At 60.3% G+C, this 15,097-nt stretch carries 15 protein-coding genes; all 15 read right to left on the reverse strand.

The window, feature by feature from the left end:
- Positions 1–37 precede the first annotated feature (37 nt).
- Positions 38–628, reverse strand: coding sequence for a ribonuclease HII (gene rnhB, locus AB5Y64_RS16900; protein WP_039039433.1), 591 nt, complete (start codon positions 626–628; stop codon positions 38–40).
- 78 nt (positions 629–706) lie between these two features.
- Positions 707–1,846 (reverse strand): lipid-A-disaccharide synthase, encoded by a 1,140-nt coding sequence (lpxB, locus tag AB5Y64_RS16905; RefSeq protein ID WP_039039432.1) that lies wholly within the window; start codon positions 1,844–1,846, stop codon positions 707–709.
- Positions 1,839–2,630 carry an acyl-ACP--UDP-N-acetylglucosamine O-acyltransferase gene (lpxA, locus tag AB5Y64_RS16910; RefSeq protein WP_080988583.1) on the reverse strand — a complete coding sequence of 264 codons (792 nt, stop codon included), beginning with the start codon at positions 2,628–2,630 and terminating at the stop codon, positions 1,839–1,841. Before lpxA ends, lpxB begins: the two co-directional genes overlap by 8 nt.
- A 2-nt stretch (positions 2,631–2,632) precedes the next feature.
- Complete coding sequence (gene fabZ, locus AB5Y64_RS16915; protein ID WP_010673414.1) at positions 2,633–3,094, reverse strand: 3-hydroxyacyl-ACP dehydratase FabZ; 462 nt, start codon at positions 3,092–3,094, stop codon at positions 2,633–2,635.
- A 24-nt stretch (positions 3,095–3,118) separates the two neighbouring features.
- Positions 3,119–4,138 (reverse strand): UDP-3-O-(3-hydroxymyristoyl)glucosamine N-acyltransferase, encoded by a 1,020-nt coding sequence (gene lpxD / locus AB5Y64_RS16920; RefSeq protein WP_039039449.1) that lies wholly within the window; start codon positions 4,136–4,138, stop codon positions 3,119–3,121.
- A gap of 3 nt (positions 4,139–4,141) precedes the next feature.
- A complete protein-coding gene (locus AB5Y64_RS16925; protein WP_102948817.1) occupies positions 4,142–4,654 on the reverse strand; it encodes an OmpH family outer membrane protein in 513 nt (170 codons plus the stop codon).
- A 147-nt stretch (positions 4,655–4,801) separates the two neighbouring features.
- Positions 4,802–7,225 (reverse strand): outer membrane protein assembly factor BamA, encoded by a 2,424-nt coding sequence (gene bamA / locus AB5Y64_RS16930; protein ID WP_049636276.1) that lies wholly within the window; start codon positions 7,223–7,225, stop codon positions 4,802–4,804.
- 34 nt (positions 7,226–7,259) lie between these two features.
- Complete coding sequence (gene rseP / locus AB5Y64_RS16935; protein WP_052815754.1) at positions 7,260–8,612, reverse strand: sigma E protease regulator RseP; 1,353 nt, start codon at positions 8,610–8,612, stop codon at positions 7,260–7,262.
- Positions 8,613–8,688: 76 nt separating this feature from the next.
- Entirely contained in the window at positions 8,689–9,885 is a 1,197-nt protein-coding gene (ispC, locus tag AB5Y64_RS16940) for a 1-deoxy-D-xylulose-5-phosphate reductoisomerase (RefSeq protein WP_113977718.1), read from the reverse strand.
- 67 nt (positions 9,886–9,952) lie between these two features.
- On the reverse strand, positions 9,953–10,810 hold the full coding sequence (locus AB5Y64_RS16945) for a phosphatidate cytidylyltransferase (RefSeq protein ID WP_029313939.1): 858 nt from the start codon (positions 10,808–10,810) through the stop codon (positions 9,953–9,955).
- A gap of 27 nt (positions 10,811–10,837) precedes the next feature.
- On the reverse strand, positions 10,838–11,614 hold the full coding sequence (gene uppS, locus AB5Y64_RS16950; protein WP_039039427.1) for a polyprenyl diphosphate synthase: 777 nt from the start codon (positions 11,612–11,614) through the stop codon (positions 10,838–10,840).
- A 72-nt stretch (positions 11,615–11,686) separates the two neighbouring features.
- Complete coding sequence (gene frr, locus AB5Y64_RS16955) at positions 11,687–12,244, reverse strand: ribosome recycling factor (protein ID WP_010673406.1); 558 nt, start codon at positions 12,242–12,244, stop codon at positions 11,687–11,689.
- Between the two features lie 95 nt (positions 12,245–12,339).
- Positions 12,340–13,074 carry a UMP kinase gene (gene pyrH, locus AB5Y64_RS16960; protein ID WP_010673405.1) on the reverse strand — a complete coding sequence of 245 codons (735 nt, stop codon included), beginning with the start codon at positions 13,072–13,074 and terminating at the stop codon, positions 12,340–12,342.
- A 71-nt stretch (positions 13,075–13,145) separates the two neighbouring features.
- Positions 13,146–14,027, reverse strand: a complete 882-nt coding sequence (gene tsf / locus AB5Y64_RS16965; RefSeq protein ID WP_010673404.1) for a translation elongation factor Ts — start codon at positions 14,025–14,027, stop codon at positions 13,146–13,148.
- 104 nt (positions 14,028–14,131) lie between these two features.
- Positions 14,132–14,860 carry a 30S ribosomal protein S2 gene (gene rpsB, locus AB5Y64_RS16970; RefSeq protein WP_010673403.1) on the reverse strand — a complete coding sequence of 243 codons (729 nt, stop codon included), beginning with the start codon at positions 14,858–14,860 and terminating at the stop codon, positions 14,132–14,134.
- Positions 14,861–15,097: the final 237 nt, after the last annotated feature.

Consider the following 15,097-nt stretch of genomic DNA (forward strand, 5'->3'; position numbering starts at 1 on the left):
TGCGCAAGCAGAAATCGTTCAGACAGATCGGCATCGGTTATTCGATCCCCAGGGCGCGGCGCACCGGCTTGAAGCTCTGACGGTATTCGGGCAGCGGGCCCCGTTCGGCCAGAATGGCGAGGTGCTCCGCCGTCGGGTAGCCCTTGTGGCGGGCGAAACCGTACTCGGGATGGCGGCTGTCCAGCTCGGTCATCTCGGCGTCCCGGGTCACCTTGGCGAGGATGGAGGCGGCGCTGATGGCGGCCACCAGGCTGTCACCCTTGACCACGGCGCGGGCCTCCATCGGCAATCTGGGGCAGCGGTTGCCGTCGATGAAGACCAGCTCGGGCGTCACCTTGAGCCCCGCCACGGCGCGCTGCATCGCCAGCATGGTGGCGTGCAGGATGTTGAGCTCGTCGATTTCCGCCGGGCTGGCGCGGCCGATGGCATAGGCCAGCGCCTTCTCTTTGATCTCGCCAAACAGGGCGAGCCGCTTCTTCTCGGAGAGCTTCTTGGAATCGGCGAGGCCAAGGATGGGATTGGCAGGATCCAGGATCACCGCGGCGGTGACCACGTCACCCACCAGGGGGCCGCGACCCACTTCGTCCACCCCGGCAATCAGCTTGTCTTCGGGAATATCGATCGTCATCTCATAGCCTTGAATCAAAACCGGCCCCGCAGGGCCAGTATCAGCACAACATCACGCCTGACACACAGGCAGAGCCCACTAGCGTTCCAGCAGCGCGGCAACCGCTTCCGCTGCCTGCACATCCGCATTGCAGCGGATCTTCTCGTGCAACCGGGTGAAGGTGGCGATGAGCTCGCTGTTGTCATGGTCCAGCAGCTTGCTCACCTCTTCCACCAGGTTGGCCGGGGTGCACTCGTGCTGGATGAGCTCGGGCACCAGCATCTTGTCCGCCAGCAGGTTCGGCAGGGAGACATAATCCGTCTTCACCAGCCACTGGGCCAGCAAGTAGCTGAAGGGTTTGAGCTTGTAACCCACCACCATGGGCTTTTTCACCAGCATGGCCTCGAGGGCCGCGGTGCCGGAGGCGAGCATCACCACGTCGGCGGCAATCATGGCCTCGCGGCCCTGGCCGTCCAGCAGCACCATGTCGAGCTCCGGGGCCACCTCGGCCTTGATGGCGAGGAACTGCTCGCGCCGTTTCTGGTTGACCAGAGGCACGATGAAACCGAGATCCGGGTTGTGAACCGTCAGGTGCTTGCACGCCTCGAGGAAGACCGGCGCCATGAAGCCCACTTCCGCCGTGCGGCTCCCCGGCAGCACCGCCAGCCAGCGACGGGCGGGATCGATGCCGAGGGCCTCGCGCACCGCCCCTTGATCCGGGACCAGGGGAATGTCGTCCGCCATGGTGTGGCCGACGAAGCGACAGGGGGCATCGAAACGGTCGTAGAAGGCTTTCTCGAATGGCAGGAAGGCGAGCACCATGTCGGTGGCGGCCTTGATCTTGTGAATGCGGCCCTGACGCCAGGCCCAGACGGAGGGGCTGACATAGTGGACCGTCTTGATACCGGCGCGGCGCAGTTTCAGCTCCACCCCGATATTGAAATCCGGTGCATCCACACCGACGAAGATGTCGGGGGGATTGGCGATGAAGTGGCGCAGCAGTTCGCGGCGTACCTGGAGGATGCGGGGCAGACGGCCCAGCACCTCGGTGATGCCCATGACGGAGAGCTCCTCCATCTCGAACAGCGCCTTCACGCCGAGAGCCTGCATCCGCGGCCCGGCGATCCCTTCGAACTGCGCATCCGGGTAGCGGGCTTGCAGTTCGCGCACCAGCCCTGCGGCCAGGATGTCGCCGGAGGTCTCTCCGGCGACGATGCCGATGCGAATGGGATCAGGCACGGATGATCCCGCGCTCGTTGTCCTTGAGGAAATCCACATAGAGCTGGATGGCAGGTTCGCTCTGGGCCATCTCGCTCAGCACGGGCATCACCTCTTCAATGGTCTTGCCGGAGCGGAAGATCTCCTTGTAGGCGCGCTTGACGGCAGAGATCGCCTCGGCGCTGAAGCCACGACGACGCAGGCCTTCGGAGTTGACCCCGAACGGCTTGGCGTAGTTGCCGGCAGCCATCACGTAGGGCGGCACGTCCTTGTTCAGGGCAGCGCAGCCGCCGACGAAGGCGTGGGAGCCGACGCGGCCGAACTGGTGAATGGCAGACAGACCGCCGAAGATCACGAAGTCACCGATGTGCACATGGCCCGCCAGGGTGGCGTTGTTGGCGAAGATGCAGTTGTCACCGATGATGCAGTCGTGGGCAACGTGAACGTTGACCATGAACAGGTTGCCGCTACCCACCTTGGTCAGGCTCTGGTCCTGGGTGGTGCCGCGGTGCACGGTGCAGTTCTCGCGAAACACGTTGTTGTCGCCGATCTCGAGGAAGGTGCGCTCGCCGGCGTACTTCTTGTCCTGGCAATCCTCACCGATGGAGGTGTGCTGGAAGATCTTGTTGCCGCGACCGATCTTGGTCGGGCCCTTGATCACCACGTGGGAGCTCACCCAGGTGTTGTCACCGATTTCCACCTCGGCACCGATGACGGTGAAGGGGCCGATTTCAACCCCTTTGCCGATGACGGCAGACTCATGGACGATGGCGGTGTCGTGGATGATGGCAGTCTGATCGATCACGGTTATACCTCGCGCTTGGCGCACATCAGTTCGGCAGTACAGACCACTTCACCGTCGACGGTGGCGACACCGGTGAACTTGGCGATGCCGCGACGCTCCTTCAGGAACTCCACATCCAGCACCAGCTGATCGCCGGGGCCCACCGGGCGCTTGAAGCGGGCATTGTCGATGGAGGCAAAGTAATAGAGCTCGTTGGGGGACGGCTTGCCCACCATGGTGAAGGCCAGGATACCGGTGGCCTGGGCCATGGCTTCCAGGATCAGCACGCCGGGGAAGACCGGCTTGGCCGGGAAGTGGCCCTGGAAGATCGGCTCGTTGAACGAGACGTTCTTGATGGCGCGCAGGGTCTTGCGCTCATCGCTGATCTCGTAGTTTTCCACCTTGTCCACCATCAGGAACGGATAACGGTGGGGCAGCAGATCCATGATTTCCTGGATGCCCAGGCTCTTCTTTTCAGTAGTCAAAACAGTACCCTATACCAATCGTGATTATTCTTGATCCAGCTTTTTCTCAAGCTTGCTCAACCGCTTGTGCATCTCTTCGATACGCATCACCCGGGCGGCGGTCTTGCGCCACTCTTTATTGGTTTGCAGGGGGATGCCGGAAGAGTAGATACCGGGCTCGGTGATGGGACGCATCACCATGGCCATGCCGGTGACGGTGGCCTGGTCGCAGATCTCCATGTGCCCGTTAAAGACGGAGGCACCACCAATGATACAGTATTTGCCGACCTTGAGACTACCGGCCATCACGGTGGAGCCCGCCACGGCAGTGCCGTAGCCGATCTCGACGTTGTGGGCGATCTGGCACTGGTTGTCGATGATGACGTTGTCAGCGATGCGGGTATCTTCCAGCGCACCGCGGTCGATGGTGGTGCAGGCACCGATCTCGACCCGGTTGCCGATGGTCACGCCGCCGAGCTGGGGGATCTTGATCCACTCGCCGCGCTCGTTGGCATAACCGAAACCGTCTGCCCCGATCACGGTGCCGGCCTGTACCAGACAGTCCGTGCCCAGGGTCACGTTGTGATAGAGGGTGACGTTGGCCCACAACCGGGAGCGCGCTCCCAGTCGGGTATCCTTGCCAACGAAACAGCCCGGGCCGATGCGCACATCGTCACCCAGCACGACGCCGGATTCGATCACCGCATTGGCACCGATGGCCACTCTCTCGCCCAGTTGCACGTCCGCCGCGATGACGGCGCTCGGATGGATATCCATGGCCGGCTGCGGGGTGGTGTCCAGCAGTTGGGCAACCCGGGCAAAGCCCACATAGGGGTCTTTGAGCACCAGGGCGTTGGTGGGGCAAAACGGCAGGTCTGCCTCGGTGATGAGCACGGCAGTGGCCTTGCTCTGCTCCAGAAAATGCCGGTACTTCTTGTTGGACAGGAAGGCTATCTCCCCCTCCCCGGCTTTTTCCAGTGTCGCGACCTTGCGAATTTCCCGGGTCCCATCCCCATGGACCTCGGCCCCCAGTTGCTGGGCCAGCTGTGCGAGAGTGAATGCCATCAATTAGTTGCTCTTGCTAACCTGAGAAATAACCTGGCCGGAGATGTCCAGCTTGCTGGCTGCATACGGGGCGGCGTTGCGCTCCAGCACCAGATCGTAGCCATTGCTCTTGGCGATGGCGTCGATGGCAGCCTGCACTTTGGTCAGGATCTTGTTGCGCTCTTCGGACTGACGGCGACCGTTGTCCTGTTCAAACGCCTGACGCTTCTGGTTGAATTCCATTTGCAGCTTGGCCAGCTTCTCCTGGCTCTGCTTCTTCTGTTCGGCGCTCATGAAGGCTTCGTCCTTCTTGAACTTCTCGACCAGTGCCTGACCGTCGGACTCCAGCTTCTGCAGTTCACGCATGCGCGGCTCGAACTCGCCCTTCAGCTTCTTGGCAACGGCTTCACGCTGGGGCAGCTTTTGGAAGACTTCGCCCATGTCGACCACGGCAATCTTGGTCTCAGCGAAGGCAGAACCCATGCCGGCAGCCATCAGTGCAAAGCTCAAACCAGCTACTTTCAACACTTTATTCACACTTACTCCTTGGTCCCTCGGTCGAGGGCTACCTGATTTACCTGATTGTGCAAGCGATCCACGAGATCGTCTTGTTACCTGGTGAGGCACGCAAACGCGCGACCCATCATGCTTCCCCCCGCCATGGCGGGGGGGCGTCCGCTCCCCTTAGAAGGTACGGCCGATGTTGAAGGAGAAGACTTGGGTGTCGTCCCCTTCGTATTTCTTGATTGGTCTTGCCAGCACGAACACCAGCGGGCCCATGGGAGAGAGCCACTGCAGCGACAGGCCGGTCGACATCCGGATGTTGCTCGGGTCGGAGTAGTCCATCAGATAGTTGCAACCACTGAAGCAACGGTTCTGATACTGGCTGTAGTCGAAGTGGGTATCCCACACGGAACCGGCGTCGATGAAGAAACTGGTCCGCAGCTGGGGCTGATAGGTCTCGGAGGCAAAGGGCGTCGGCACGATCATTTCCAGCGAGGCCACCGCCAGGGCGTTGCCCCCGACCGAGCTGTCAGTGCCCTGGATGACGTCGTTACCACTCAGGTTGTAGTAGTAGAGCGCCTTCGGACCGACTGTGTTGCTCTTGAAACCGCGCAGGGTATCGAAACCACCGGCGTAGTAGTTCTCGAAGAACGGCAGGACGTGCTCGTAATCGCCATTGGTGCCGTAGCCATCGCCGTAGGAGGCACGGGCCTTGGCCAGCATGACCCATTTGTGATCGGCATCAAACGGGAAGTAGTGGGCATCTTCTGCGTTGAGCTTGAAGTACTGCAGATCCATGCCGGGCACCGTCACCTTGGCGTTCACCCGCTGGCGGTCACCGGAGGTCGGGAACTGACCCTTGTTGAGGGTGGAGCGGGTCCAGCCGGCGGTGACGTCCACGGTGTTGAACACCATGCGGTTGTCGCCATCCAGATTGCCGTTGTAGACCTTCCAGAACTCGTCCACCTGTACATAGGGGTTGGGCTGGGACAGTTTGTTGTTTTCGTAGCCCAGGCTGAAGTCGAGACGGTTGTTCTCGTTGACCGGGAAGCCGCTGGAGAGACGGAAACCGACGGTGGTGTTCTCGTAGTCCACGATGTTGGCGTCGGCCGCACTGAACTTGTTGTAGTAGAGACGGCCGCCCAGGCTCACCCCGTCCACGGTGAAGTAGGGGTCGTTATAGCTCAGGTCGACGCTCTTGGAGTAGTCGTTGGTGCTGGCGTTGATGCCGATCTTCTTGCCGGTCCCCATGAAGTTGTCCTGCTGCAGACCCGCCTGCAGGCTCAGACCCGACTCGGTGCCGTAGCCGATACCGGCGTTGATGGACCCCGCCGGCTGCTCCTTGACCTTGAAGTCCAGATCGACCTGGTCATCGCTGCCCGGCACCCGCTTGGTGTCCACTTCCGCGGTCTCGAAGAAGCCGAGGCGGTTGAGACGGGTCTTGGACTGCTCGACGTTGTCGGAGGAGAGCCAGGTGCCCTCCATCTGGCGCATCTCGCGACGCAGCACTTCGTCCTTGGTGGTGACGTTGCCGCTGAAGTTGATGTTGCGCACATAGACCCGGGGACCCGGCTCCACGTTGACGATGAGCTCCACTTCCTTGGTCTGGTCGTTGATCTGGGGGAAGGTGACCACTTTCGGATAGGCGTAGCCGTAACGGCCGAGGAACTTGGAGAGCACCTCTTCGGTATGGGTTACCTGGCTGGCGGAGTAGACGCTACCCGCCTCGATGGGGATGAGGCCCTTCATTTCGCCGCCGCGGTCGATGAGGTCGCCCTTGAGCTGGATGCCGGAAACCTTGTACTGCTCCCCTTCCTTGACGTTGAGGGTGACGTAAACGCCCTTCTTGTCCGGGGTCATGGAGACCTGGGTGGACTCCTGGGTGAAGCGGATGTAGCCGCGGTCCATGTAGTAGGAGCGCAGCACTTCGATGTCACCGGCCAGCTTCTGCTTCTGGTAGCGCTGATCGCCGGTGAAGTTCCACCAGGGCACGTCGTCCTTGAGGGAGAGCTGGGCCAGCAGCTTCTCTTCCGGGAAAACGTTGTTGCCGACGATGTTGATCTGCTGGATCTTGGCCGCTTCCCCTTCCACGAAGGTGAACTTGAGGTCAACCCGGTTGCGCGGCAGCGGGGTGACGATGGCCTTGACCTTGGCGGAGTACTTGCCCACGCCGTAGTAGAAATCTTCCAGCCCTTTCTCGAGGGAGCTGAGCACGGTGCGATCCAGCGGATCACCCACGCGTATCCCGGAGGATTCCAGGCTCTGGGTCAGTTGCTCTTCCTTGATGTCCTTGTTGCCGGAGAACTCGATGCTGGAGATGGTCGGGCGCTCCTTGACCACCACTTGCAGCACCTGACCGTCGCGATAGACCTTGACGTCCTCGAAGTTGCCGGAGGCATAGAGCTTCTTGATAGCGTTCGCCAGGGATACGGAGTCGACGGAATCACCGACCCGCACCGGCAGATTCAACAGGGCGGCACCCAGGGTCACCCGCTGCAGGCCCTCGACCTGAATGTCTTGCACCACAAAAGAGGCCGGGGCAGCCTGAGCCAGGAAGCTAGCCCCCAGCAGGCAACTCAACACCAATGCTTTTTTAACAGCCATTTTGTTCTTATGTGTCCTTGTTGATGCTCTGGCCTCAGAGGCGAGCGAAATCATTAAACAGCGCAATGCCCATCAGTAACATCAGAATGGCGGCGCCTATCCTGAACCCAACTTCCTGAATTTTTTCCGATACCGGCTTGCCGGTGATCGCCTCGATGAGGAAATAGACCAGATGGCCACCATCGAGCACCGGCAGGGGGAACAGGTTGATGATCCCCAGGTTGACACTGATGAGCGCCAGGAATCCGAGGAAATAGACCAACCCGTAATCGGCGCTGCTGCCGGCCCCCTTGGCGATGGAGATGGGGCCGCTCAGGTTGTCCAAAGAGACGATGCCACCGATCAGCTTGCCTATCATGTCGAAGGTCAGGGTGATCAGGCTCCAGGTCTTCTGGACCCCATGCCACAGGGCTTGCAAAGGCCCATACTGTAACAGAGTTCGATACTCATCCGGTAATGGAACCAGTTGCGGCGACAAGCCCACAAAACCGACCAGCTGGCCCTTCACTTTCTTCCCGTCCGGGGTCAGGATCAGGATCATCTCGCTGCCCCCGCGCTCCACCGTCACCTGCAGCGGCTGCGCCGGTGACTGCTGGACACGCTCGACAAACTGGGTCCATTCGGTGATGGCATCTCCATCGACCCCCTTGATGCGATCCCCTATCTGAAGGCCGGCCTTCTCGCTGGCGCTCGATGGCACCACGGCCTCCACCACGGGCAGCACCTTGCCACCGAGGGGCACTATCCCGAGGCTCCCGATGGGTGACTCTTTGTCCGGATCGAATTTCCAACCTGCCAGCTGCAGGGTCTTGTCCACTGCATAGCTGGTGTTGGCCGCCTTGAGCTTGAGCTGGACCGAGTCATCGCCAAGGTGGCTGATGAGGGCGTAGGTGACGCTCTCCCAGTCACCGGTCTCCTCGCCGCCGACGCCGACGATCTCCATGCCTGGCAGGATGCCGGCCTCTGCCACGATGGAGGCGGGACGCACCTCGCCCACCACGGGTTTGACGCTCGGCACCCCTATCATGAACATCAGCCAGAAGGCGAACAGGGCGAACACGAAGTTCGCCATGGGGCCGGCCGCGACGATGGCCATCCGGGCCCAGACGCTCTTGTGGTTGAAGGCCTGCGCCTCCTCCCCCGGTTTGAGTTCGTCGACCCGGCCATCCAGCATCTTGACGTAACCGCCAAGGGGGATCAGGGCCAGCACGTATTCGGTGCCATCCTTGCCAAGGCGACGCCAGATGGCCTTGCCAAAGCCGATGGAGAAGCGCTCCACCTTGACGCCGCAACGACGAGCCACCCAGAAGTGGCCAAATTCATGCACCGCCACCAGCAGCCCGAGAGCCACGATGAAGGCGCCGATATTCCACAGAACCCCGCCCATCAGCCGCGTACCTCGCGGTCATGTCCAGTCCTGCGCTCGAGAGCATGGAGAGGGGCTGGCTGCCACCACAGTCCGTTCATACGGCAAGCTCCTTTATCAGTTGCTGGGCACGGGCTCGGGCCGTACCGTCCAGGGCGATGAGATCCGCCAGAGAGCCGGCAGCACTGCTGCCCAGCTCGGCCATGACGGATTCGTTGACTCTGGCAATATCCATAAATCCGATCCGCTCTGCAAGAAAAGCCGCGACGGCCTCCTCGTTGGCGGCATTGAGGGAGGTGGTCGCCCCCTGCCCCTGCTGGCACGCGCTCATGGCCAGCGCCAGACAGGGATAGCGCTCATAGTCGGGCCGGATAAAGCTGAACTCTCCGACACTGAAGAAATCCAAAGGTTCCACACCGGACTCGATCCGTTCCGGATAGGCCAGAGCGTGGGCAATGGGGGTGCACATGTCCGGGTTGCCGAGCTGGGCCAGCACGGAGCCATCCTTGTACTGCACCATGGAGTGAATGACGGACTGGGGGTGGATCACCACCTGGATCTGCTCGGGGGCCGCATTGAACAGCCAGCGCGCCTCGATGTACTCCAGCCCCTTGTTCATCATGGTGGCGGAGTCCACCGAGATCTTGGCCCCCATGGACCAGTTGGGATGGGCAATGGCTTGCGCCGGGGTGACATGGTGCAATTCACCCACATCGGCATAGCGGAAAGGTCCGCCGGAGCCGGTCAGCAGGATCTTGCTGATCCCCGCCCCGGCCAGATCGCAGAAACCGGGCTGGCGCTGCACGTCGACCGGCAGGCACTGGAAGATGGCGTTGTGTTCGCTGTCGATGGGCAGCAGCTCGGCGCCGTGCTCTCGCACCGCCTCCATGAAGAAGGCTCCGGACATCACCAGCGCCTCCTTGTTGGCCAGCAGAATGCGCTTGCCGGCGCGCACGGCAGCCATGGTGGGTGCCAGACCCGCCGCACCGACAATGGCCGCCATCACGCTGTGGGCCTCGGGGTGAGCAGCCACGTCGCACAGGGCTGCCTGACCGGACAACACCCAGGTGGTGCTGCCGTGAGCCTTGAGCCGACCCGCCAGATCGCTGGCGGCGCCTTCGTCCACCATGACAGCGAACCGGGGGGAGAATTCGAGACAGTCGCGCAGCATGGCATCCACGCTGCGGGCAGCGGTCAGCGCCAGCACCTGCCAGCGCCCGGGGTTGTGGCGCAGTACCTTGAGGGTGCTCTGACCGATGGAGCCTGACGCTCCCAGGATCACCAGGTTTTGCATCAAGACTCCTGATTGGGTAACAGACTGATGGAGCGGGACGCTCCCGGGATCATCAGTGCGCGAAACATCAAAACTCCGGACCGAGCAACAGGTAGCTGAGCAGGAAGACGGGCAGCGCCGCCGTCAGGCTGTCGATGCGATCGAGAATGCCCCCATGGCCCGGCAACAGGGTGCCGGAATCCTTGATGCCGGCTTCCCGCTTGAACATGCTCTCGGCCAGATCGCCGAGCACGGAGGCCAGCACCGCCAGCAGAGAACAGAGCAGCACGGTGCCCATCTTGGCAGGCACGAAGCCCATGAACCAGGTCACGCCGATGGCCAGCAGGCTGGCGGTAAACAGCCCACCCAGCATGCCTTCGATGGTTTTACCCGGGCTCACGGCCGGTGCCAGCTTGTGTTTGCCGAACGCCTTGCCGAAAAAATACGCGCCAGAATCTGCCGCCCAGACCAGTCCCATCACGAACAGCAGGATCCAGGCTCCCATCATGGGGTCGTGGTAGAAGTTGTAACCGCGAATGGCCACCAGGGACCAGAAGAAGGGAACCAGGGTCACCAGACCGAACAGGGATTTGAGCCAGATGGATTCACGCCACAGCCTGGCGCTTTGCGGGTAGCGCAGCACCAGCACCAGCCCCAGCAGCCACCAGCTGACAGCGGTCCAGAGCACGCCCATCACCAGCGGATGCAGTTGGGGGATCCAGAGTTGCTCCACGGGCACCCAAAACAGGCTGGCCCCCAGCAGCAGACAGAACACCAGCGGCAACCACTGTTGCGGCTGGGCAGTGACGAAGGCACTCCACTCACGGCTGGCCAGCAGAAAGACCAGGGCGGCGAGCAGGGCAAAGAATTTCAACGGCAGAAAAAACAGCGCCCCCAACACCAGGGGTACTAACAGTAATGCGGTAATAATTCGTTGTTTTAGCAAAAGAAACCTCTCTCTTGGGAGCGGGGTTTAGCCGGTCTGTTGCGCGGCGATCAATTCCCGGATCTGTTCACCCGTACACCCGAAGCGACGCTCGCGAGCAACGAAGGAGGCAACTGCCCCACTGAACTCGGCCTCGTCAAAATCGGGCCACAGGACCGGGGTAAAATAGAGTTCGGCATAGGCGAGCTGCCACAGGACAAAGTTGCTGATGCGATGATCCCCGCCGGTGCGGATCAACAGATCCACGGGGGGCAGATCAGCCATGCAGACATGACGACCCAATGCCGCCTCGTCGACCGCCTCGGCATCCAATTCACCCGCCGCCACGGCCCGTGCCAGGGTCCGGGCCGCCTGGGCGATGTCCCACTGACCGCCATAGTTGGCGGCGATATTGAGGGTCAATCCCTGATTGTTGGCGGTCAGGGCCTCGGCCTTGGCGATCTTGGCCTGCAGCCGCTCGCTGAAGCGGGCAGTGTCGCCAATCACCCGAAGGCGAATGCCGTTGCTGTGCAACTTGCTCACCTCGCGACCCAGCACCGTCATGAACAATTCCATCAGGGCGTTGACTTCCCCTTCCGGACGGCGCCAGTTCTCGCTGGAAAACGCAAACAGGGTCAGCGCCTCCATCTTGGCACGGGCGGCAAAGGCCACGGCCTCACGCACGGATTTCACGCCCGCCTTGTGCCCGGAAACCCGCATCTTGCCGCGGTTCTGGGCCCAGCGACCATTGCCATCCATGATGATGGCGACGTGACGGGGCAAGGACGAGCTGGCGCTATCGCCTAGCGCTGCCAAAAGCGACATTCATTTCTCCCACAAAGACAAAAGCGCCGTGCAGGGGCACTACACGGCGCTCGTAATATACCTGTCGGAGGCTTAGATTTCCATTAGCTCCTTTTCCTTCACAACCAGGGCGTCATCCACCAGCTTGATGAAGGTATCGGTCAGCTTCTGGATCTCTTCCTGGGCGCGACGGTCGTCGTCTTCGGAGATCTCTTTCTCTTTCAGCAGGGCTTTCAGATCGGCGTTGGCATCGCGACGGATGTTGCGAATGGCAACCCGGGCACCTTCGGCTTCGGCACGGACGATCTTGGTCAGATCACGGCGACGCTCTTCGGTCAGCGGCGGCAGCGGCACGCGCAGAGTCTGGCCGTTGCTGGACGGGTTCAGGCCCAGATCGGAGGTCAGGATGGCTTTTTCCACCGCCTGGATCATGGAGCGATCGAAGATGGAGATGGAGAGAGTACGGGCATCTTCTGCCACCACGTTGGCCAACTGCTTCAGAGGAGTGGCAGCACCGTAATACTCCACCTGGATGCCGTCGAGCAGGCTCGGGTGAGCACGGCCGGTACGGATCTTGGACATCTGGGTCTTCAGCGACTCTACGCTTTTGCCCATGCGGTCCTTGGCGTCGTTTTTAATCTCGTTGATCACAGTGGTTTTCCTTTTGGCGAACGAGCCGACAGGCGGCTCGTATCTATCTTGTTGACTGGCGTAATGGACAAGCGAGCCTGGGGCTCACACTTGCCTTACTTGCTGGCCTGGTGGATCAGGGTACCTTCCGGCTCACCCATGATCACGCGGCGCAGCGCGCCCGGTTTGTTCATGTTGAACACCCGGATCGGCAGATCGTGGTCGCGGGCCAGGGTAAAAGCAGCAAGATCCATCACTTTGAGTTCTTTTTCAAGAACTTCATCATAACTCAGTTCCTGATAGAGCACGGCATCCGGGTTCTTGACCGGGTCATCGGTGAACACGCCATCGACTTTGGTGGCTTTCAGCACGACGTCGGCTTCGATCTCGATACCGCGCAGGCAGGCTGCCGAGTCGGTGGTAAAGAAGGGGTTGCCGGTACCGGCAGAGAAGATCACCACCTTGCCGGCACGCAGCTGGCTGATTGCTTCGGCCCAGCTGTAGGAGTCGCAGACCCCTTGCAGGGAGATGGCCGACATCAGGCGGGCATTCACATAAGCACGATGCAGGGCATCACGCATGGCCAGGCCGTTCATGACGGTCGCCAGCATGCCCATGTGGTCACCCACCACGCGATTCATGCCTGCCTTGGCAAGGCCGGCACCACGGAACAGGTTGCCGCCACCGATGACCAGACCGACCTGAACACCCAGCTCAACCAGCTCTTTGATCTCTTGGGCCATCCGTTCCAGCACCGCCGGATCAATGCCGAAACCCTCGGATCCTTGCAGGGCTTCACCACTCAACTTCAGAAGAACACGTCTGTATGCAGGCTTGGGATTGGTACTCATGTCACTGATTCCTGGTCATATAAAGACCGCGACATAAGTCGCGGTCTGGGGAAACGGAAAAACCGGTTCGATTAGGCCTTCTGAGCGGCCGCGATCTGGGCTGCTACTTCAGCAGCAAAGTCGGTCTCTTGCTTCTCGATGCCTTCGCCCACTTCGAAACGGGTGAAGGAAACAACGTCAGCGCCTTCTTTCTTCAGCAGCTCGGCAACGGTCATGGAAGGATCTTTCACGAACGGTTGACCAGTCAGGGAAACCTCACCGGTGAACTTCTTCATGCGGCCTTCAACCATCTTCTCGGCGATCTCTTTCGGCTTGCCGGAGTTGATGGCGATGTCGATCTGGATTTCGCGCTCTTTGGCAACGACTTCGGCAGACACGTCTTCCGGTTTGACGAATTGCGGGCTGTTGGCAGCAACGTGCATGGCCAGATCTTTGGCCAGCTCGTCGGTACCGCCAACCAGCTTGGTGATAACACCGATGCGGGAGCCGTGAACGTAGGTGCCCAGGTTGTCACCTTCAACCAGCATCACGCGACGCAGGTTCATGTTCTCACCGATCTTGGCGATCAGGTTGGTGATGGTCAGCTCGACGGACTCGCCGTTGCCGAAGTCGGCGGCTTTCAGCGCGTCAACGTCAGCGATTTTCTGGGTAGCAGCGATCTCGACGATCTTCTGACCCATGGCCAGGAAACCGGCATCCTTGGAAACGAAGTCAGTCTCGCAGTTCAGCTCGATCATGACGGCAACGTTGCCTTCGGTACGGGCGAAGATCACACCTTCAGCGGCGATACGGCCAGCTTTCTTGGCGGCCTTGGCCTGACCGGATTTACGCATGTTCTCGATAGCCAGCTCGATATCACCGTTGGCTTCTTCCAGCGCTTTTTTGCAATCCATCATGCCAGCGGCGGTGCGCTCGCGCAGTTCTTTTACCAGGGCGGCAGAAATGTTTGCCATGTCCAGTATCCTCGGTCTTGAATTGACAAGAAACAGGGGCCACAAGGGCCCCTGCTAACCAATTACATCAGCTTGGTTAATAAGGGCTTTTCAGTCCTTATCAATTACTCAGCTTCAACGAAGCCATCTTGTTCGGCTTGAACAACGATGTCCTGCTCGCGGGCTTCCAGAACGGTGTCAGCAGCAGCGTTCAGGTACAGCTGTACGGCACGGATAGCGTCGTCGTTACCCGGGATGACATAGTCAACGCCGTCCGGGTTGGAGTTGGTATCAACGATGGAAACTACCGGGATACCCAGGTTGTTGGCTTCTTTGATAGCGATGTGCTCGTGGTCGGCATCGACAACGAACAGAACGTCAGGCAGGCCGCCCATGTTCTTGATACCACCCAGGCTCTTCTCCAGCTTTTCCATTTCGCGAGTACGCATCAGCGCCTCTTTCTTGGTCAGCTTGTCGAAGGTACCGTCTTCGCTCTGGGTTTCCAGATCTTTCAGGCGCTTGATGGACTGACGAACGGTTTTCCAGTTGGTCAGCATGCCGCCCAGCCAGCGGTGGTTAACATAGAACTGGTCGCAACGCTCAGCGGCTTCTTTGACGGCTTCAGACGCGGCACGCTTGGTACCTACGAACAGTACCTTGCCTTTCTTGGCAGCTACGGAGCTGATGAAGTTCATGGCATCGTCAAACATCGGAACGGTTTTTTCCAGGTTGATGATGTGAACTTTGCTGCGGGCGCCGAAGATGTAGGACTTCATTTTCGGGTTCCAGTAACGAGTCTGGTGACCGAAGTGAACGCCGGCTTGCAGCATGTCGCGCATAGAAACTTTAGCCATTTTATACCTCTGTATTGGGGTTAGGCCTCCACACATCCCATATAACCGACCCGTTAAGGCACCCCGGCATATGTGTCGATGTGTGTGTGTTGTTGAGTAAGGGTGATGGCATGAGGACACGAGTTCCCCATTCCGGCGCGCTTTATACCATAACTTTGGTCATGACACCACCAGCCCGGGTGCTAAAAATGGATCCCGAACCATGGTGCGACCGCCTGATGACGTTGCGATGACGAT

It is taken from the genome of Aeromonas sp. R5-1, from assembly GCF_040908265.1.
GTDB classification, from domain to species: domain Bacteria; phylum Pseudomonadota; class Gammaproteobacteria; order Enterobacterales; family Aeromonadaceae; genus Aeromonas; species Aeromonas caviae.

What these genes read in the sequence shown, in the direction of transcription:
- rseP (WP_052815754.1), bottom strand. Translation starts at nt 8,612, where the DNA reads ATGGGCGGGGTTCTGTGGAATATCGGCGCCTTCATCGTGGCTCTCGGG.
- bamA (WP_049636276.1), bottom strand. Translation starts at nt 7,225, where the DNA reads ATGGCTGTTAAAAAAGCATTGGTGTTGAGTTGCCTGCTGGGGGCTAGC.
- rnhB (WP_039039433.1), bottom strand. Translation starts at nt 628, where the DNA reads ATGACGATCGATATTCCCGAAGACAAGCTGATTGCCGGGGTGGACGAA.
- rpsB (WP_010673403.1), bottom strand. Translation starts at nt 14,860, where the DNA reads ATGGCTAAAGTTTCTATGCGCGACATGCTGCAAGCCGGCGTTCACTTC.
- ispC (WP_113977718.1), bottom strand. Translation starts at nt 9,885, where the DNA reads ATGCAAAACCTGGTGATCCTGGGAGCGTCAGGCTCCATCGGTCAGAGC.
- uppS (WP_039039427.1), bottom strand. Translation starts at nt 11,614, where the DNA reads ATGTCGCTTTTGGCAGCGCTAGGCGATAGCGCCAGCTCGTCCTTGCCC.
- lpxD (WP_039039449.1), bottom strand. Translation starts at nt 4,138, where the DNA reads ATGGCATTCACTCTCGCACAGCTGGCCCAGCAACTGGGGGCCGAGGTC.
- tsf (WP_010673404.1), bottom strand. Translation starts at nt 14,027, where the DNA reads ATGGCAAACATTTCTGCCGCCCTGGTAAAAGAACTGCGCGAGCGCACC.
- pyrH (WP_010673405.1), bottom strand. Translation starts at nt 13,074, where the DNA reads ATGAGTACCAATCCCAAGCCTGCATACAGACGTGTTCTTCTGAAGTTG.